The organism is Deltaproteobacteria bacterium, assembly GCA_016218975.1.
Lineage (GTDB): Bacteria > Desulfobacterota > Deferrimicrobia > Deferrimicrobiales > Deferrimicrobiaceae > JAENIX01.
In genome coordinates, this window is sequence record JACRCO010000069.1 from 94,903 (window position 1) to 112,914 (window position 18,012).

At 62.4% G+C, this 18,012-nt stretch carries 18 protein-coding genes; 14 read left to right on the forward strand and 4 right to left on the reverse strand.

Features of this window, described 5'->3' with window-relative positions; all coding sequences use genetic code 11:
* Positions 1 to 107 precede the first annotated feature (107 nt).
* The 5 genes from HY896_09735 (at position 108) to HY896_09755 (ending at position 4,701) form a co-directional block, all read left to right on the forward strand.
* Positions 108 to 1,277, forward strand: a complete 1,170-nt coding sequence (locus HY896_09735; protein MBI5576626.1) for an ABC transporter substrate-binding protein — start codon at positions 108 to 110, stop codon at positions 1,275 to 1,277.
* A gap of 103 nt (positions 1,278 to 1,380) precedes the next feature.
* A complete protein-coding gene (locus tag HY896_09740; GenBank protein ID MBI5576627.1) occupies positions 1,381 to 2,253 on the forward strand; it encodes a branched-chain amino acid ABC transporter permease in 873 nt (290 codons plus the stop codon).
* Between the two features lie 14 nt (positions 2,254 to 2,267).
* Complete coding sequence (locus HY896_09745; GenBank protein ID MBI5576628.1) at positions 2,268 to 3,272, forward strand: branched-chain amino acid ABC transporter permease; 1,005 nt, start codon at positions 2,268 to 2,270, stop codon at positions 3,270 to 3,272.
* 12 nt (positions 3,273 to 3,284) lie between these two features.
* The gene (locus tag HY896_09750) at positions 3,285 to 4,004 is read left to right on the forward strand and encodes an ABC transporter ATP-binding protein (GenBank protein MBI5576629.1); all 720 of its coding nucleotides are present in this window, start codon (positions 3,285 to 3,287) and stop codon (positions 4,002 to 4,004) included.
* Positions 3,997 to 4,701 (forward strand): ABC transporter ATP-binding protein, encoded by a 705-nt coding sequence (locus HY896_09755; GenBank protein MBI5576630.1) that lies wholly within the window; start codon positions 3,997 to 3,999, stop codon positions 4,699 to 4,701. Before HY896_09750 ends, HY896_09755 begins: the two co-directional genes overlap by 8 nt.
* A 353-nt stretch (positions 4,702 to 5,054) precedes the next feature.
* On the opposite strand, the gene HY896_09760 is transcribed toward HY896_09755, so the two are convergent.
* Together HY896_09760 and HY896_09765 are read right to left on the reverse strand one after the other, a co-directional pair.
* On the reverse strand, positions 5,055 to 6,611 hold the full coding sequence (locus HY896_09760) for a radical SAM protein (GenBank protein ID MBI5576631.1): 1,557 nt from the start codon (positions 6,609 to 6,611) through the stop codon (positions 5,055 to 5,057).
* A 16-nt stretch (positions 6,612 to 6,627) separates the two neighbouring features.
* On the reverse strand, positions 6,628 to 6,957 hold the full coding sequence (locus HY896_09765; GenBank protein MBI5576632.1) for a carboxymuconolactone decarboxylase family protein: 330 nt from the start codon (positions 6,955 to 6,957) through the stop codon (positions 6,628 to 6,630).
* A 192-nt stretch (positions 6,958 to 7,149) separates the two neighbouring features.
* Between HY896_09765 and HY896_09770 the strand changes: the two genes are divergently transcribed.
* Entirely contained in the window at positions 7,150 to 8,685 is a 1,536-nt protein-coding gene (locus HY896_09770; GenBank protein MBI5576633.1) for a leucyl aminopeptidase, read from the forward strand.
* Between the two features lie 5 nt (positions 8,686 to 8,690).
* A complete protein-coding gene (locus tag HY896_09775) occupies positions 8,691 to 9,356 on the forward strand; it encodes a hypothetical protein (protein ID MBI5576634.1) in 666 nt (221 codons plus the stop codon).
* Here the strand turns inward: HY896_09775 and HY896_09780 are convergent.
* Positions 9,346 to 10,050, reverse strand: a complete 705-nt coding sequence (locus HY896_09780; protein ID MBI5576635.1) for a TIGR04282 family arsenosugar biosynthesis glycosyltransferase — start codon at positions 10,048 to 10,050, stop codon at positions 9,346 to 9,348. The genes HY896_09775 and HY896_09780 overlap by 11 nt on opposite strands.
* A 184-nt stretch (positions 10,051 to 10,234) precedes the next feature.
* On the opposite strand from HY896_09780, the gene HY896_09785 reads away from it, so the two are divergent.
* From HY896_09785 to HY896_09815, 7 genes are all read left to right on the forward strand, one after another.
* Positions 10,235 to 11,812 carry a HEAT repeat domain-containing protein gene (locus HY896_09785; GenBank protein ID MBI5576636.1) on the forward strand — a complete coding sequence of 526 codons (1,578 nt, stop codon included), beginning with the start codon at positions 10,235 to 10,237 and terminating at the stop codon, positions 11,810 to 11,812.
* 110 nt (positions 11,813 to 11,922) lie between these two features.
* Positions 11,923 to 12,810, forward strand: a complete 888-nt coding sequence (locus HY896_09790; protein ID MBI5576637.1) for an ATP phosphoribosyltransferase — start codon at positions 11,923 to 11,925, stop codon at positions 12,808 to 12,810.
* On the forward strand, positions 12,693 to 13,664 hold the full coding sequence (locus tag HY896_09795; protein ID MBI5576638.1) for a TIGR02757 family protein: 972 nt from the start codon (positions 12,693 to 12,695) through the stop codon (positions 13,662 to 13,664). The genes HY896_09790 and HY896_09795 overlap by 118 nt, the downstream gene beginning before the upstream one ends.
* Positions 13,665 to 13,736: 72 nt before the next feature.
* A complete protein-coding gene (locus HY896_09800) occupies positions 13,737 to 15,302 on the forward strand; it encodes a PilT/PilU family type 4a pilus ATPase (protein MBI5576639.1) in 1,566 nt (521 codons plus the stop codon).
* 34 nt (positions 15,303 to 15,336) lie between these two features.
* Positions 15,337 to 16,140: a class I fructose-bisphosphate aldolase family protein gene (locus HY896_09805; GenBank protein ID MBI5576640.1), complete on the forward strand. Its 804-nt coding sequence runs from the start codon at positions 15,337 to 15,339 to the stop codon at positions 16,138 to 16,140.
* A complete protein-coding gene (locus HY896_09810; GenBank protein ID MBI5576641.1) occupies positions 16,140 to 17,138 on the forward strand; it encodes a 3-dehydroquinate synthase II in 999 nt (332 codons plus the stop codon). Before HY896_09805 ends, HY896_09810 begins: the two co-directional genes overlap by 1 nt.
* 60 nt (positions 17,139 to 17,198) lie before the next feature.
* Positions 17,199 to 17,390 (forward strand): twin-arginine translocase TatA/TatE family subunit, encoded by a 192-nt coding sequence (locus HY896_09815; GenBank protein ID MBI5576642.1) that lies wholly within the window; start codon positions 17,199 to 17,201, stop codon positions 17,388 to 17,390.
* 37 nt (positions 17,391 to 17,427) lie between these two features.
* Here HY896_09815 and HY896_09820 read toward each other — a convergent pair whose 3' ends face one another.
* A complete protein-coding gene (locus HY896_09820) occupies positions 17,428 to 17,940 on the reverse strand; it encodes a DUF3426 domain-containing protein (protein ID MBI5576643.1) in 513 nt (170 codons plus the stop codon).
* Positions 17,941 to 18,012: the final 72 nt, after the last annotated feature.

Sequence of the window (18,012 nt, forward strand, 5' to 3'; positions counted from 1 at the left end):
TTTGAACATTCGGCATTCCGTCGCCCGCACCGATCCCGAAAGGGCTTAGGGAGGCGGAAAAAACAGGAGGGGAGGGCCTCATGGGATTCGGAAGGAAATCGACATTCATGGTTTTCGCACTTGTCCTTTCAATGCTGTTGATCAACGCGGCGGAAGCCGCCAATATCAAGGTCGGCATTGTGCTCCCGCTGACCGGAGAGCAGGCGAAGTTCGGCGAGATAGAGAAGCGGTCTTTCCAGATGGCTGCGGAAGAGATCAACGCGAAGGGCGGCGTCAACGGGAACAAGCTCGAGCTTCTCTTCGAGGACGATACGGGGAAACCCGATGTGGGCCGCTCCGCGGTCGAAAAGCTGATATCCCGTGAGAAGGTTCCCGTCCTTACCGGAGCTTATTCCAGTTCCGTCACCGCCGCGATCACCGCTGTCGCCCAACAGTTCAAGGTTCCATTCCTGGTCACCACGGGGTCGGCGGACGAGGTCACGGAAAAGAAGTACGATTACGTCTTCCGGATCAACCCGCCCGCCAGCGAGTACCCCTCAGCGGTCATCTCCTTCCTGCAGGACGTGGTAAAGCCCAGGACGGCCGTTATCCTCTTCGAGAATTCCCTCTTCGGCCAGTCCAGCTCGAAGTCCTTCGAGGCTGATTGCAACAAGATGGGAATCAAGGTCCTCACCAAGGAGGGGTACAACAAGGGGGCAGTCGACTTCAAGCCCCTGCTGACGAAGGTGAAGGCCCAGAATCCGGACCTGGTATACATGGTTTCGTACGTCATGGACGCCGCGCTCCTGATGCGCCAGGCTAAGGAACTGAATTTCAACCCCAAGGTCTACATCGGAGGCGGGGCAGGGTTCACCCTGCCCGAGTTCCAGAAGAACGCCGGGCCGGCCGCCGAATACGTATACTCGGCCACCCTGTGGGTGGAGTCCGTTCCCTATCCCGGAGCGATGGACTATTTCAAGAGGTATCGCGCGAAATACAAGGAAGACACCGAGTACCACGGGGCCGAAGCGTACGCCTCGCTCTACGTCGTCGCCGACGCATTGAAGAGGGCGAAGAGCATCACTCCCAAGGATGTACGCGATGCCCTTGCCGCAACAAACATGATGACCGCATTCGGGCCGGTCAAGTTCGTATCGTACGGGAAAAAGACACAGCAGAACAAACTTCCCACTTTCATGGTCCAGTGGCAGAAAGGCAGCCTGGAAACCGTGTGGCCCAAGGAAGTGGCGAAGAAGAAGTACGTGTTCCCCGTTCCGGAGTGGAGCAAGCGTAAATAACGCGCCGAAGCATGCGGCACGATGATCATTTCTCGGGACCGGGCGGCTTGACCGCCGCCCGGTCCATTGACGAACCGTAGTCAGGGAAGGCCCGGGAGCGGTCATGGACGTCTTTTTGCAGACACTCGTTGCAGGCGTACTTAAGGGCGGTTTGTACGCCCTGATCGGGATCGGCATGACGCTCATCATGGGGGTCATGGGAATCATCAACCTGGCTCATGGGCAGTTGATGATGGTCGCAATGTACATCACCTACATCCTGCACGTGGCGGGCGTGGATCCGTACATCTCCCTGTTCGTCGCCATGCCCGCGCTTTTCCTCCTCGGCTGCGTGATCCAGCGTTACCTGCTGAATCCCCTGTTGAAAGTGGAAACGATCCTTCCCGAAAACCAGGTTCTCATGACGGTGGGGATCGGCATGGTGCTGACGGAAGTCGTCCGGTTCATTTTCAAGTCCGACTACAAATCGGTGAGCACCGATTACTCCAACGCGACCTTTTTCCTCGGAAACATCTCCTTCAGCGTGGCTCTGACGATCTCCTTCCTGATCGCCATAGCCTTCACCGTCGCCATGTTCTTCTTTCTCATCAAGACGGATATCGGGCGCTCGATCCGCGCAACCGCCCAGGACAAGGACGCCGCGGTCCTGATGGGGGTGAACACCGGGCGGATCACTATCGTCACCTTCGGCCTCGGTTCGGCTCTTGTCGCTGCAGCGGGAAGCCTGCTCGCCCCCGTCTTCTACGTGTTTCCCGACATCGGCGGGCCGTTCACCGCCAGGGCCTTCATCATCACCATCCTCGGCGGCCTCGGCTCCACGGTGGGCGCAATCTTCGGCGGAGTCACCCTGGGGCTCGCGGAGAGCTTCGGCGCCACATACATCAGCATGGATTACGAGAACATCATCGGCATGACGATCTTCGTCCTGGTCCTGCTCTTCCTTCCGGGCGGGTTCAAGCGGCTGACGAAGGTGTAGGGGAAGCAAAACGGATGAAAAAGAACCTGGTTCCCTTGATCGTCCTCGCCGTTCTCGCGGTCTTCCCCCTCGTCGTCGAGGACAATTATTACAGGCACCTGATGATCATGTTCCTCATGTGGGTGGTCATCGGATCGGCGTGGAACCTCATCGCGGGGTACACGGGCCAGGTCTCCTTCGGGGACGCCGCCTTTTTCGGAAGCGGCGCCTACGCGGCGGGGCTCCTTTCCCATCACCTTCAGCTTTCGGCGTGGTGGGGGCTGGCCATCGGGGGATTCGTCGCGGTGGCCGTGGGCATGCCTTTCGGCTGGATATGCTTCCGGATGCGCGGCGCCTATTTCGCGCTGGCCACCCTGGCGCTGAACGAAGTCCTCCGCCACAGCGCAGCCATCGCGGAAGGATTCACGGGGGGAATGGTCGGCATCCTCATCATGCCCACCTTCGTGTCGAAGATCCCTTACTATTACGTTGCGCTGGCGCTGGCGGTCGCCAGCATGCTCAGCATCCAGTGGATCGTCCACTCCAAGCCCGGGTACTACTTCGTCTCCATCCGGGAGGACCAGGACGCCGCGGAGAGCCTCGGGATCGACACCCATTTCTACAAGATGCTCTCGCTGGCGGTCGCGGCCTTCTGGACCGGGGTGGCGGGCTCCCTCTACATGAATTACATGGGGTTCATCGATCCCGATGTCGTGTTTTCCCTCCATGACATTTCCATCATGGCCATCCTGGTGGGCATCGTCGGGGGCGTGGGGACGGTCTACGGTCCCGCCGTGGGCGCCTTCATCATGGTGACGGTCCAGGAATTTTTCCGTTCCGGCTTTTTCGGCCTCTTCGATTTCCTGGGGCGAGCCACCGGGTCCGCCGCCGTCGAATCGATGGCGAAGACGATCACCGGAGCACACGTACTTGGGTTCGGCATCCTGGTCGTAGTGGTCATCCTGGTCCTGCCGAACGGGATCGTGGGTGACTGGCCGAAAATCCGGAACGTTTTCGCCCGGAACAAGATCGCCGCTTAGAGGAGAGGATCGTTGTCATTTTTCCGCGTAGATAATCTGGTGAAATACTTCGGAGGGCTCGCCGCGGTCAACGGCGTTTCCTTCCAGGTGGAAAAAGGGGAGATCCTCGGGCTCATCGGACCCAACGGTTCCGGCAAGACGACGACGTTCAACATGATCAGCGGGTATCATCGCCCGACTTCCGGCTCCGTGCTGTTCAAGGGACAGGAAATCCACCGGATGCCGACCCACAGGATATGCAAGCTGGGGATCGGCCGGACTTTCCAGGTGGTCAAGCCGCTCGGACGGATGAGCGTGATGGACAACGTCACGGCCGCCGCCTTCTCACGGGTGAACACGATGAAGGAGGCACGGGAGCTGGCAAGGTCCGCAATCGAGTTCTGCGGACTTTCACAGGTCAAGGACGTACTGGCCAAATCGCTGCCGATAGCCGGGCGCAAGCGCCTGGAGATCACGAGGGCCATGGCCACGAGGCCGGAGCTTCTCCTGCTCGACGAGACGGCGGCGGGGCTGAACCCGACGGAGCTTCTGGACGCTATCGAGCTCATCAAGAAGATCCGGGAAAACGGGACGACGATCATCATCATCGAGCACATCATGCACGTGATCATGACGATATCCGACCGCATACACGCGATCAATTTCGGTCAGACCATCGCGGAGGGGACGCCGCAGGAAGTGGCGCAGAACAAGGCGGTCATCGAGGCGTACCTGGGGACCGACTATGCTTAGGGTGGAAAACATCGACGTTTATTACGGCGACCTCCAGGTGCTGTGGGGCGTCTCTTTCGAGGTCAGGGAGAAGGAAATCCTGGTCCTCGTCGGGGCGAACGGCGCGGGGAAGTCGACAACCCTGAAAGCGATCTCGGGGATACTGAGACCCCGGAACGGCTCCATCTACACCGACCACGTTCGGCTCGACCAGGTGCCCCCCGACAAGATCATCGGGCACGGCGTCGTGCATGTTCCCGAGGCGCGGCGACTCTTCCGGGAGATGAGCGTGGAGGAAAACCTCATCATGGGGTCCCTTTCCCCCGTCGCGAAACCGAAGCGGAAGGAGACGCTGGAATGGGTGTACGGTCTCTTCCCGCGCCTGCGTGAGCGCCGCAAGCAACCCGCCGGAACGTTGTCCGGCGGCGAGCAGCAGATGTGCGCTATAGGGAGGGGTCTCATGGCCCAGCCGAAGCTGCTCATGCTCGACGAACCCTCACTCGGGCTCGCTCCGATCCTCGTGCAGGACGTTTTCGAGATCGTGAAGAAGATCAACGAGGAAGGGGTGACGGTCCTGCTCGTCGAGCAGAACGTCCGTCAGACGCTGGCGCTCTGCGACCGGGCCTACGTTCTCGAGAACGGCCGCGTCGTCCTCCACGGCACCGGCAGGCAGCTCATGGCGGACGACCACGTCAAAGAGGCGTACCTGGGGCTCTGAGTCCTCGCGTTCATAAGTTCGGCAACATCAATAAGCGTTATGCCCGGAAGACGCCACGCTTTGGAAGATCAATTGCGGGCTACGCACGCCTCACGGGGTACCCCTTTGCGGGGGACGCCTTGCCCGGCCGTCCATGGCCGGTCTACGGCTCGCGAGCTCCTCGCTCGCTGCCATGGAGGGCAGCGTGCCGCGCGCGCATGGATGCGCAGGAGCGGCCCGCCCTCCCTGGCTACCGCTCGTCGCTACAGGCCCCCGCAAGGGGCACCCCGTCTCGGCGGCTCGCCCGCGGGACATCGTGCAACGTGCGCCTTCCAGGTATCGTGGAGAAATGTTACCGCGATTTTGAACGCAGGTTACGCGAAGCAGATGCAGTAGCCGTTGTCCATCCCGGTGGCGGAGAGGTCCTTCGTCTTCCGAACGCCGGCGCAGGCGATCCGCGTGCGGGCCATCGAGGAATATATCTTCGGGCGCGGCGACTCCTTCGATGGGTCGTCTGCGGGAATGTCCTTCGTGGCGACGTGCAGGATCGCCTTCTCCGTCAGCGATTCGTAGGCGGCGTAGAACGGGTGCTCCTTCGAGATGTCACCTTGCGGGTCCCGCATATGGTACCAGCAGCCGCCTCCGTGGAAGTAACGCAGGTCTTCCACCTTTCCGCCGCCAGGCAGGACGGTGAAGGAACGGATCCGCCGGACTGCGGCGCTTTCCCGCCACAGCCGCCCGATTTCGCCGGTGAGATAATCTCCCCCCTCGTCCAGCAGGTACCCGAGGTTGCAGGAAGGGTCGTGCATGGTAGTGGCGCACGGGTGAAGCATGCCGTCCGCGTTGATCCCGAGGATGGTGTAGCCCGCGCCGCACATGTCCTTGCGGGGTCCGTTGGAGGCGATCGCCTCGAATATCTTGTCGTTGGTAATCTTGAGTCCCGTCCGTGCGCCCACCCCCTTGGCCAGCCGGAGGGCCTCCTTGCATCCGGTGATCACATCGATCAGATCGGAAGCGGAAAGCCCGGCGGTGTTTCCCTCCCTGGCGTTCCCCGCGTCGAGCACGTAAATGATGTGATGGTAGTCTATTCCGCGGCTTCCTTCGCGCAATCCCGCCAGAAGGCGCGTCAGGTCGGGCAGCCTTGGGGCGGTTTGCGGCGTGGGCGTGGAGCTCACGCCGACCCGAACGCCTGCGCGTAGAAGGTTGCGTATTCCCTCCATCGCCGCGGCGAACGATCCCTTTCCCCTCAGGAGGGAATTCGTTTCCTCGTCGGGCCCCTCCATGCTCACCTGGACGACGAGCCTTTCACGGTACGCCGCAAGCCGCGAAGCCCGCTCTGCGGTGACCAGAGTCCCGTTGGTGAACAGGATCGCCCGCGAACGCGCCGTCGCTCCGGCGATCAGGTCGAGAAGATCCGCGCGCAGGAACGGCTCCCCGCCGGTAAGGTAGAACACCTCCGCTCCGAGGGACCTGCATTCGTCCATCATGGCAAGCAGGGCCTCCTTCCGGATGCGCCTCCGGTCGTTGGCCACGCGGTCGTAAGTGTAGCAATGGCGGCAGGCCTGGTTGCACTCGTAGTTGGTGACGATCCAGACTTCGTGGAGCCGCTCCGGCCCCAGCAGGCGGCTGCGCTCCACGAGTTCGGATGAGATCGGATGCGTCGAGAGGAACTCCTTCCGTGCGAGTTCCGCCGTGAATTTACGGAGGAATCTTTCCGCTTCATCGGGAGACGCCGCGCAGCATGAGGAGGCGAACGGGATCGCATCCGTAAGCGTCATCCCCTCGAGACGCCCCAGCAAACCGATTCCGGCCCGGTTCAGGCAGATCCAGTTTGCGTGCTCCGGGTCGATCGCGATGAACGCCCCGTCCTTTTCGCGGACGGCGAACCGGGGAACGTGAAACCTGCCGTCGGGATCGAGCGGAAACGCCATCGCGGGGTACCTCCCGTCAGTCTTCGTCCAGCGATTGAAGCGCCTGCACGCCGTGGACCAGGGACGCCCCGCCGCGGATGACGGCGGCGACATGGATCGCTTCGGTCATTTCCTCGCGCGAGGCGCCGGCCGAAGAAGCTCCTTTGGAATGGACGTCGATGCAATAAGGGCACTGGATGGCGTGCGCGACCGCGAACGCGATCAACTCCTTGGCCTTTTTGCTCAACGCCCCCTCCGCGAACGCTGCGGCGGACCAGGCGTTGTACGCCTCGAATGCGTCCGGCGCGAACTCCTTGAGATCGGGAAACGCGTTGAGGTCGGTGCGTGTGTAGAAAGGTCGCGACATGGCGGAAGTCCCCTCCCTGCGAATTCGTGCGTTCTTTCAAGTTTATCATGCGCGATGGGGCGGCCCGGATTTCTTGACAATGCATTCCGGCCCAAATAACGTTTAATGAAACCTGCGGGTCGGCAGTCGCGTCTTGATAACGATTCGCCGCGCCGTTCGAACAGGAGATCGTTCATTAACGGGAGAGCCCTGATGAAAATCGAGTTGGTCGCCGGAGATATCCGCAAGCACAAGGCGGACATTATAGTCGTCAACCTCTTCGAAGGCGTGAAGAAGCCGGGAGGCGCCACCGGGGCTGTCGACGCCGCGATCGGCGGCGCGATTTCGGCAGCGATCGCCGATGGAGATTTCGACGGGAAATGGGGTGAAACCCTCCTCCTCCGTCCCGGCCGGGGGATCGCATCGCCCCGCGTGCTGGTCGCAGGCCTCGGCAAGAAGGAACAGTTCACTCCCGATCGAGTACGGCAGACGGCCCTTCCCGTGCTGCGCATCGCGAAGAAACTGAAGCTTAAAACCGTCGCATCGGTTCTCCATGGCGCCGGGATCGGCGGACTGGACCCCCGGGAGGCGGCCCGGTTCGCCGCGTTGGGCGCATCGCTCTCCTCGTATGAATTCGACCGGTACAAGTCGGAGAAAGCCGGCCGCGTGGAAAGATTCCGGATCGTCGAGTTCAACCGGGCGGTCGCAGGGACGGTAAAGGCGGGGTTGGAAGAGGGCGCCCGGCTGGGAGAGGCGATCAACTGGGGGCGGGACCTCGTGGCCTCTCCCCCGGCGGACCTGCGCCCCGACGGGCTGGCTCGCGCCGCAAAGGGAGTTTCGCAGGGCCTGGGTGCGGATGCGAAAAAAAGGATCCGGGTACGGGTGCACGGAGTGGAGGACATCCGGGCATGGAAGATGGGAGGGATCCTTGCGGTCGGGAAGGGGAGCGAAGTTTCCCCGAGGCTGATCGTCGTGGAATACCGCGGCGGCCGGCCGGGTGGACCGTGGACGGCGCTCGTGGGCAAGGGCGTCACCTTCGACACCGGCGGGATCTCGCTGAAAAAGTGGGAAGGTATGGAAAAGATGAAGTACGACATGGCCGGCGGCGCGGGAATGCTGGCGACCGCCCGCGCGGCCGCGGCTCTCGGGATCCGCAGGAACATCGTCGCGGTCGTCCCCGCCGTGGAAAACATGCCCTCCGGCACGGCGTACCGGCCGGGGGACGTCCTTCGGACGATGTCGGGGAAAACGGTGGAGGTGCTATCCACCGACGCGGAAGGGCGCCTCATCCTCGCGGATGCCATCACCTACGTTAAGATGAAGTATCGCCCGGCCGAAATGATCGACGCGGCCACGCTGACCGGCGCGTGCGTCGTCGCTTTGGGGAGCGTGACGATGGGCATGATGGGGAACGACGAATCGCTTCTCTCCCGCATGAAGGAAGCATCGGCCGCCTCCGGCGAGAAGGTGTGGGAACTGCCGCTGCACGAGGAGTATTTCGAGCAGATAAAGAGCGACGTCGGGGACCTCAAGAACATCGGAGGCCCGGAAGCGGGGACGATAACCGCCGGGTATTTCCTGAAGGAGTTCGCCGGCGACACGCCGTGGGTCCACCTGGATATCGCCGGCGTTGCGTGGCGGGAAAAGGACAGGATGGGATACGCTCCCGGCCCGACAGGCGTTCCCGTCCGGCTTTTAGCGCATTTCCTCTCACGGGAGAAGGAGCAGAAGGCTTTTCCCCGCAGGTAAAAACGATGGCAGATCTGCCGCCTTTGCAGCCGGAAGACCGGGAATACGCAACCTGTCCGTACTGCACTCTTCAAATCGCGGTCGATGCCGCGGAATGCCCTCATTGCCGGAAGATCCTGCCGCCAGGCGGGAAACTCCGGGATAAATACGGCCCGACGGGCGAAAGGCGCGATCGCTTCCGCCTCCTTCTCGCCGGCGATCGGCGGTTCGGACGACTCGCCGACCTCTGGACCCGTTACGGCAGGTGGATCAAGGTCGCGGGTCCGGTCCTTGCCGGTTTCGCCACGCTTTTCCTCGTATACGGCGTCTGGGTGGACTACAACGTGAGCATCGTGCCGAATGCGACCCTTCCTGTCGAGGTGAAGAAGGACAAGCGGGACCAGGCGGATCTGCTCACGGTCTTCGTGACGAACCGGGGAGAGGATATACCCGACCTGTCTCTCAAGTCGATCGGCATCGTGGTGGAGTTCGTCTACCGGGACGGGCGGCGGGAGAGGAAAACGGTATTCCCGAAGGCGGAACATCATGGCGAGGGGGCGATGCTGAACGGAGAAACCGGAAAATACGAAATCGCCGTCCCATCGAAGGGGTTGAAAGAGGTCATACTCCGGAGCGAGGTCGTCGACCTCGGCATGGGCAGGACGATCGTTCCTTCCGGAGTTAAGAGGTGATTCTGCCGGTAACCGGGGAGACCCTGCGGGAGGCGATCCCGAGCCATTCCCGCGTCCGCGGGCATGCGGGACGGGGGCCGAGACGCATCCGACGGCGAAGTTCGTCCAGGGATTCCGCCGTATCGATATCCAACTCCGCGGGAAGCAGCGCATAAGCCATCCCGGCATTACGACATCTTGAAATCACTGCGGCGAGAACGGTCCGGGTGCTCCAGGCAATCCCGCGCAGCAGGTCCGGGGAGGGGGCGCAAAGGCCGATGAGGTAGAAGCCACCGTCTTCGGCCGGGCCGAAAACCGCATCGGCCCCATCCTCGAGTTCCCGGAGCGCCGACCGGATCCGTCCCGCGGAAAGCGCAGGGCAATCGGCCCCGATGACCGCAACCCTTCGTGCCCCGCTCGAGAACGCCGCATCCATCGCATTCGTCATCCGTTCCCCGAGATCGTATCCTTTCTGGTCCATCAGGATGAATCCGGAAAAGGGAGCTGCGAGGAAATGGCCCCTCGCTTCCGGCGGAGAATGGAAGAGGAACTTGCGGAGCCTTCGCAGGGATACCGCTTCGGCGGCGGTGTCTTCGAGGAGGCACGCATAAAGCCCCGCGGCCTCTCGTGGTGTTAATGGAGGGCAGAGCCGCGTCTTGACCTTACCGGAAACCGGCGCCTTGCACATAAGTACCAGCGCGCTGTCGCCGCTCATTCGGATCCTCCGGGCGCGTCACAGTTCGTTGCCCTACCCCATTTTATAGGGAAGGGCGATCGGGCAAGTAAATAAATCCGGGCGGAATGCCGATATATGTATCAAAATGGGCATGCAGTAATAGCAACTGTATGCGGGGGAAAATCAACTGCGAAGCGCCGTTGCCCGATACATCATCGCCGTATTGCTTGTTCTGTCGATTCCGTCCGCCGTTCGGTGCGCCGAGCACCGCACGAAAGATCCGGCCCGTGCCGGAGTGGCGGAGATCGACGAGCATTTCGTGAAGGGCGGGGCTGCAGCCGCCGAGGGGATCCTTCCATATCTGAAGAACCGCGAGGCGGGAGTGCGCGCCCACGCCATGAAACGGCTTGTGGATCTCGGGCCCGCCGCGGTCGACGCGCTCCTCGGCGCGCTCGAAGATGAAGAGATCCGCTGGCTGGTCTGCGGAACCCTTGTAAACATCGGAGACGAATCCGTCGCGAAGACGACGTTGGCGTTGAAGCATAAAAATCCCCTTGTCCGAGGCAACGCCATATTCATCCTCAGGCAGCTCGATGCCCGTTCCGCCGTCGTTTCCATACAGGCGGCGCTTTCCGACCCCGTCCCGTCGGTCCAGGTGCATGCGATACAGGCGTTGGCGCAGTTCGGAGGCGAGGGCAACCTGAGGCTGGTCATGGGAAAGGCCGACAGCGTCGTCCCCTCCGTACGCGATGCGGCGATGGAGTCACTTCCGAAATTCGGGGAGGGGGCCGTCCCCCTTCTGGCCTCTTCTCTGACCTACGGCAGTTCCGAAGTCAGGATGGGCGCGATCCGTGCGCTGGGAGCGATCGGCACGGGCGAAGCTCTCCGTTACGTCCGCAAGGGATTGTCCGATCCCCTCCCGCAGGCCCGATATTACGCGATACAGATCCTGGGGGAAAAGGAAGATCCCTCGATGCTCGAGGTCATCGGGGGATATTTCGATGATCCCGATCCGGATGTGCGGGAAGCGGCCGAAGATGCCTTCGCGAGGATACCCGACGCCGGAAGCGGAATCCTGCTCCGGTTCCTGAGGGAAGGGAACGCCCTTCAGAAGATCGGTGCAGCCGCGGCTGTCCGTAAAGCAGGATACCGCCCTGCGCTCCCTCAACTCCTGGAGACCATGCGCGGTCCCGGCGCGGAAGTCAAGGTTGCGGCGGTGGCGGCGCTGATGGCGCTTTCCGAGCCGTCTTCCGTTGAAAAACTTGTCGAAGGCCTCAAGGACCCCGAGGTCCGCTGGATCTGCGTTATCGCGCTGAAGCAGTTCGGCGACACGAACCTGCGCCCGCTTCTGAAAAAGAGCGGCGACCCCGAAACCGATCACTGGAAGGAGGTAGTTCTCGAAGGGATGGGGGACCGCGTGCTCGCCGGCTGCCTCGATACCCTTAAACGGAAAGAGGAAGACGTCGGCATCAGGATCGCCAGCATCTGCACGCTGAAACAGGTCAAGGACACGCGCGCGGTCATTCCGCTGGTCGAACTTTTGGGCGACGAGAAACTCGGGTACGTCGCGGGCTTCGTCCTGTCCCGGATGGGCGACGCCGCGGTGGAGCCGCTTCTTTTTTCGCTGAAAAACGAAAACCCCTCCGTGCGCGCCCGCGCTGCCGCAGCTCTCGGCGATCTCGGGTGCGGCGACGGCTCCGGGCCGCTCCGTCCGTTGCTGGCGGATTCGGACCTGCAGGTGCGCAAGGCCGCCGAAGACGCCATCCGCAAGCTCGAAAGCAAGCCGCCCGTCTCCAATTGATCACGATCCGCATTCCAGGCGCCTTGATGCATGCCGCCGTCGTTTGACGGTTGCGGAAGGCGAGCCGGCGCGGGTAGAATTACCTTCTTACGATTTCGAAGAGGTGAGTCATGAAGGAGAAAAAGAGGAACGTCCTGTCCATTGGACTTCCGAAGGGAAGCCTGCAGGATTCCACGCTCGCGCTGTTCCGGAAGGCCGGCTTCACGATCACGGTGGGATCCCGCAGTTACATCCCTTCCATCGACGACGAGGAGCTTTCCGGGCTTCTCATCCGTGCCCAGGAGATGGCGCGGTATGTACAGGACGGCATCCTCGACGTCGGGCTTACCGGGCGAGACTGGGTGATGGAGCAGAACGCGAAGGTGAAGGAAGTGTGCCCGCTGCTGTACGCCAAGGGCGGCCTGCGCCCCGTCCGGTGGGTAGTGGCTGTTCCGAACGAATCGCCGATCAGGCGCATCGAAGATCTTCAGGGAAAGCGTATCGCCACCGAGCTCGTGCAGTACACCCGGCGGTACCTTAAAGATCGCGGGGTCGAGGCGCTCGTCGAGTTTTCCTGGGGCGCGACGGAGGTGAAGCCGCCGCGGCTTGCGGATGCGATCGTCGACCTGACCGAGACGGGGAGCTCTCTCCGGGCAAACAACTTGAGGGTCGTCGAGACGATCCTGGAGTCCACGACGGTCCTGATCGCAAACCGGGAAGCGTGGAAGGACCCGTGGAAACGCCAGAAGATCGAAAACGTCGCGATGCTCCTCACCGGCGCGCTGCGGGCGCAGGAGAAGGTCGGGCTGAAGATGAACGTACCGCGGAACAGCCTCGACCATGTCCTGAAGGTGCTTCCCGCGATGCAGAACCCCACCATTTCATCTTTAAGCGAGGCGGGATGGTTCAGCCTCGAAGTGATCGTCGACGAAAAGACAGTGCGGGAACTCGTGCCGGTCCTGAAAAAAGCGGGCGCGTCGGGAATCGTGGAGTACCCGCTGAACAAGGTGATTCCGTAGGCTCCTCGGCCGCACTGAAGAAGGCCCTGTCGGCCGCCGTCGCGGAGCGTGGGAGGGAGTTCCTGCCCTCTGACCCCCTGGAATTCGCGCACCGGTTCCGCTCCTTCAAGGACCGTGAGGCTGCCGCCTTCATCGCCGCGTCTTTCGCCTTCGGCAACGTCACCCAGATTCGTTCATTCCTGTCACGCTTCTTCGATGCGTTGGGCCCATCGCCGCACAAGGCGATTGCAGGACCGCTCCCTCTCCCGGAACGGCGGATCGCCGGGCTGTACCACCGTTTCATTTCGGAAGGCGGGGTCCGCCGTTTCCTCGGATGCATGCGAAAGGCATATCTAGCCCACGGAAACCTCGAGTCGATGTTCCGCAAAGGCATGGACGGTCCGTGCACGGATATGCGGGAAGCTCTCGCACGTTTTCTCGACGGCTTTCGCGCGGCCTGGGGCGGAGCCCTGCCGCGCCAAAGGAACTTCCTCTTTCCCGATCCGCGAAGGGGATCGGCCTGCAAGCGCCACAACCTTTTCCTGCGGTGGATGGTGCGCGGCGGCGACGGGATCGACCTGGGGATCTGGACCGCTCTTTCCACGCGGGACCTTGTCGTTCCCCTCGACACGCACATGATCCGGATGGGGCGGCTGCTGGGTCTGACGCGCCGCGTCACGCCCGGCTGGAGGATGGCGGAGGAGATCACCGCCGCATTCCGCGCCGTCTGCCCGGAAGACCCGGTGAAGTTCGACTTCGCACTGACCCGGATCGGAATATTGAAGGAGTGCTCTCCGGGAAGGGTGGAGGCATGCGCGATTTGCGCGATAAAGGGAGTCTGCGCGCGGGCGCGGCTCTCCGGCATCGGAAATTGATATTGCCGTTTTTTCCCCGCCTGCGATAGATTTGGAACATCGGTTCCGCATTCACGGTGTACGGGAGGAACCATGCCTGACAAACGGATGAAGATCGGCGAGATTCTCGTAGCGGCGGGAGTAATTCAGGAAGAACAGCTTCAGCAGGCGCTGACCGTCCAGAGCCAGCTCGGCGGGACCCTCGGAGAGAACCTCATCCGCCTGGGATTCCTGAACGAAGAAGCCCTTCTGAACGCGCTTTCGGAACAGATGGGAATGCAGCACATCAACCTGGAAAAGGTGGAAATCCCGCCCGCCATGCAGCGCCTGGTCCAGCTGGAAACCGTCCGGCTGCGCCGGATCCTGCCCATCGGTTTCGAGGGGAAGAAGCTGGTCGTCGGGATGGTCGACCCCACGGACCTTTCCGCGCTCTCGGACATCGAGTTCCAATCCGGCCACAGTACAAAGGCCGTCATCCTCTCCGCGATCCATTTCGAGCGGGCGCTCCAGTTCTTCCAGGCGTACGGCTACGGCACGACGGCGTTGAATATCAAGGACGAGAAGGCGTCGAAAAAGGTCGCCAGGGTCGAAAAGAATCTGGACAGCCTCCTTGAAGCGCTGGTGTCCTGGAAGGGGCAGGACCTGCACCTCTCCGCGGGCGCGATTCCCTCCATCCGCGTCGACAACGAAATCCGGCGCCTGGGATTGCCCGCCTTTAAGCCGGCCGAGATCGAGCAGATGATCGTCGGCATCCTGACGCCGGAGCAGAAGAAGATCTTTCTGCAAAACAGGGAGCTCGATTTCGCCTATTCGCTCCACGGACTGGCGCGGTTCCGCTGCAACGTATACCGTCAGCGCAATTCCATAGCGTTCACGGCGCGGCACGTGGTGGAAAACATACCGAGCGCAGCCGAGCTCGGGCTTCCCGATTTCCTGAGGGACTTCGCGCTCAAGACCCAGGGGTTGATCCTGATAGTCGGCCCGAACGGTCACGGCAAGTCCACCACGCTCGCCAACATGGTGGAGACGATCAACAGGGAGAGGAAGGCAAACGTCATCACCATCGAGGACCCGATCGAGTTCACTCATCGGCACAAGAACTCCAACATCAACCAGCGCGAGGTCGGGACCGACACGCTCTCCTTCGCCGACGGGCTGCGGCACATCTTCCGGCAGAATCCCGACGTGATCGTTATCGGGGAGCTGCGCGACTACGAGAGCGTTTCCATCGCGCTCACTGCTGCGGAAACGGGCCACCTCGTCATGGGGACGCTCCACGCGAACAGCGCTACGGCCGCGATCGACCGCATCATCGACATTTTCCCGGGGAACCAGCAGCACCAGGTCCGGGCCCAGCTCGCGGAGTGCTTTCTTCTTGTCTTCTCGCAGCGCCTTCTCCGGCGGGCTGCGGGATCCGGCCGGGTCCTGGCATGGGAAAGGATGAGCACGTCAAGCCGCATCCGGAACGCGATCCGCGAGGGGAAGGTTACCCAGCTTCGCGCGGTGATGCAGTCCGCCGTCGAGGAGTTCGTCAACATCGACTGGAACCTTGCGGACCTGGTTTCCTCCGGCAAGGTGAAATACGAGGAGGCTTGCAAGTTCGCCGAAAACATCGGGTACCTTAACGAGCTGCTGAAGGTCCGAGGGGTGTTCAAGTAGGGCCGGACCTTCCGAAGCTGGAGGGGGAGGGGCGATGATCGGAAAGAAGGTCCGCCTGGAGCGGATCGTGGACCGGAACACGCGGAGGACGGTGATCGTCCCGATGGATCACGGGGTGACGGTCGGACCCATCCCGGGACTGATCCAGATCCCGCCCGCGGCGAACCTGGTCGCAGAGGGAGGCGCAAACGCCGCGGTCGTTCACCGGGGCGCGGCCATGTTCGGCCACCGGGGCTACGGGAAGGACCTCGGGCTCATCATGCACCTTTCGGCAAGCACGAACCTGTCCCCCGATTCCAACCGCAAGGTGCTGGTGGCCACGGTGGAGGACGCCCTGCAGATGGGCGCCGACGCCGTGTCGATCCACGTGAACCTCGGCGCCGACGACGAGGCGCAGATGCTCCGGGACTTCGGCGCGGTCTCCAGCTCCTGCCAGCGGTGGGGGATGCCGCTCCTCGCGATGATCTACACCCGCGGCCCGAAGGTAAAGAACGAGTTCGACGTGAGGTACGTGCGTCACGCCGCACGCGTCGGTGCCGAGATGGGCGCCGACATCGTCAAGGTTCCCTATACCGGCTCCCCCGAAACGTTCCGGGAGGTGACGGACGGCTGCGCCTCTCCGGTGGTCATAGCCGGAGGCGAAAAGATGGAGAGCGACGAGGAAGTGCTGAGGATGGTAAGTGATTCCCTCTCCGCGGGGGGCGCCGGGGCATCCATCGGCAGGAACGTCTTCCAGCACAAATTCCCGGCCGCGATGGTCAAGGCGATCGTGTCCATCGTCCACGGCGGTGCGACGCTCCCCGAGGCGATGGGGATCCTCAAGTCGAAGGGGAAGTGATGCCACCCGTCCTCTGGGCGCGGGTGATCCCGTGGGAAAAGGAGATGGCTGTCGCCGCGCTGGAATCAGGCGTCGACACGCTCTGGGTTCCCGATGGCTCGTCGGACCGGGCGAGGGAACTCGGCAGGGTCCGGACCGTCTGCGCCGAGGGAGACATCCGCGAGGGATGCGATTTCCGCGTCACCGGCATGGAAGGAAAGAAGGACGAGGCCGCGATACTCTCTTCGCCTGCGGAGATGATGTGGGTCGTTGCCCCGAAGGACCGCGAGGTCATCCCGCTGGAGAACCTCGTGGCGTGGCGGAGGAAGATCCTGGTCGCGGCGCGCACCCCCGAGGAGGTGAGGCTGTACCGTGGAATCCTGGAAAAGGGGGTCCACGGGATCGTCCTCGTCGCGGATACGCCCGGCGGCATGCGCTCCCTTGCCGCGTCGGCGAGAAAGGAACCGGAAAGCACGCCGCTTGTCGAAGGCAGGGTCGTCGAGATCCTGCCGCTCGGTATCGGCGACCGGGTCTGCGTCGACACCTGCACGCTGATCGAGGGGAACCGGGGGATGCTTGTGGGGAATTCCAGCGCGGGGATGTTTCTCATATGCGCGGAGAACGTCCCGAACCCGTACGTTCTCCCGCGTCCCTTCCGAGTCAACGCCGGGGGGGTCCACTCATATTGCCGGGTGCCCGGGGGGCGCACGGCCTACCTTTCCGAGCTTTCCTCGGGGTCCGAGATCCTGCTGGTCGGAGAATCGGGAGAGGGGGAGACGGCGTCGGTGGGGCGGGTCAAGGTGGAGCGCCGCCCGCTGCTGCTGATCCGCGCGAAGACTCCCACGGGTGCCGTCCACTCCGTCATACTTCAGAATGCGGAGACGATCCGCGTGGCGCGCCCCGGCGGCGCGGCGGTTTCCGTGGCGAAGATCGCCGAGGGGGATGTCGTACTCCTGGCGGAAGAGGCCGCCGGACGCCACTTCGGCGTGGCGGTCGAGGAGACGATCAGGGAAAAATGAGGCGGCAAAACGCCCGAAGGTATAGTATATAAATTGGATTTTCGTTAAGAAGGAGGGCGCATGTTCGGTCTCGGTTTGCCGGAGCTCCTGATCATCCTCGTTATCGTGGTCCTGCTGTTCGGGGCCGGGAAACTTCCACAGATCGGGTCGGGGCTCGGTGAAGGCATACGCAATTTCAAAAAGTCGATGAAGGACAAGAACGAAGTCGACGTCACTCCCGCCAAGTCGGACGAGGAGAAGAAGAAGTCGTAGGGACGCCGCGTGCCGTCAACCGCCGGCATCCGTTGAGCTAATCCCCCTCCTTTGCCTCCAGCCGGTAGGCGCTTATATCAGCCGGGGCGTTGAAGAATACCACCATGAAGGGCACCGATTTCCCCGGCTGGACGTCCATGTTCGTCAGGCGTTCGCCGAATCGGTTCGAAAGGATTTTCTCGATTTCGGCCCTGGGAGACTTTCGCAGCATATCTCCCTGGAGGACGTTTCCGGCGTAACAGGACGTCTCCTTGAGGGGCTGATCCTTTTCGTCGAGCAACGCGGCGTGTATGCGGATGCCGCTTTTCCGTGTACGTCCCACGTTTATCACCTGCCCCTTGATGATGAACAGGTTTCCTTCTTCCGAATTCGGCTCGTAATATCCGATCAGGTTCCGGACGTCGAACTGCGGGCCCGTCTTGCCTCCGCGCGACCAAAGCGATTCCATCCCCGGCAGCATGCTTCGAAGCGTTTCCTGTCCGCTCTTAGTGAAGCCAAGATAGGCTCCGCCTCCGGCAAGCGCCAGGAAAAGCAGGAAGAAGACGGCCAATGCGGGCCGAAAACCCGAAGAAGGAGCGCGCCGGCGTTCCTGAGGTTGCGGGACAGGAGCGGCCTTGGCCGC

Bases quoted from the DNA above. Each gene is read 5' to 3' on its own strand.
- HY896_09735 (MBI5576626.1), top strand. From the start codon at position 108: ATGGTTTTCGCACTTGTCCTTTCAATGCTGTTGATCAACGCGGCGGAA.
- HY896_09740 (MBI5576627.1), top strand. From the start codon at position 1,381: ATGGACGTCTTTTTGCAGACACTCGTTGCAGGCGTACTTAAGGGCGGT.
- HY896_09745 (MBI5576628.1), top strand. From the start codon at position 2,268: ATGAAAAAGAACCTGGTTCCCTTGATCGTCCTCGCCGTTCTCGCGGTC.
- HY896_09755 (MBI5576630.1), top strand. From the start codon at position 3,997: ATGCTTAGGGTGGAAAACATCGACGTTTATTACGGCGACCTCCAGGTG.
- HY896_09760 (MBI5576631.1), bottom strand. From the start codon at position 6,611: ATGGCGTTTCCGCTCGATCCCGACGGCAGGTTTCACGTTCCCCGGTTC.
- HY896_09765 (MBI5576632.1), bottom strand. From the start codon at position 6,957: ATGTCGCGACCTTTCTACACACGCACCGACCTCAACGCGTTTCCCGAT.
- HY896_09770 (MBI5576633.1), top strand. From the start codon at position 7,150: ATGAAAATCGAGTTGGTCGCCGGAGATATCCGCAAGCACAAGGCGGAC.
- HY896_09775 (MBI5576634.1), top strand. From the start codon at position 8,691: ATGGCAGATCTGCCGCCTTTGCAGCCGGAAGACCGGGAATACGCAACC.
- HY896_09780 (MBI5576635.1), bottom strand. From the start codon at position 10,050: ATGAGCGGCGACAGCGCGCTGGTACTTATGTGCAAGGCGCCGGTTTCC.
- HY896_09790 (MBI5576637.1), top strand. From the start codon at position 11,923: ATGAAGGAGAAAAAGAGGAACGTCCTGTCCATTGGACTTCCGAAGGGA.
- HY896_09795 (MBI5576638.1), top strand. From the start codon at position 12,693: ATGGTTCAGCCTCGAAGTGATCGTCGACGAAAAGACAGTGCGGGAACT.
- HY896_09800 (MBI5576639.1), top strand. From the start codon at position 13,737: ATGCCTGACAAACGGATGAAGATCGGCGAGATTCTCGTAGCGGCGGGA.
- HY896_09805 (MBI5576640.1), top strand. From the start codon at position 15,337: ATGATCGGAAAGAAGGTCCGCCTGGAGCGGATCGTGGACCGGAACACG.
- HY896_09810 (MBI5576641.1), top strand. From the start codon at position 16,140: ATGCCACCCGTCCTCTGGGCGCGGGTGATCCCGTGGGAAAAGGAGATG.
- HY896_09815 (MBI5576642.1), top strand. From the start codon at position 17,199: ATGTTCGGTCTCGGTTTGCCGGAGCTCCTGATCATCCTCGTTATCGTG.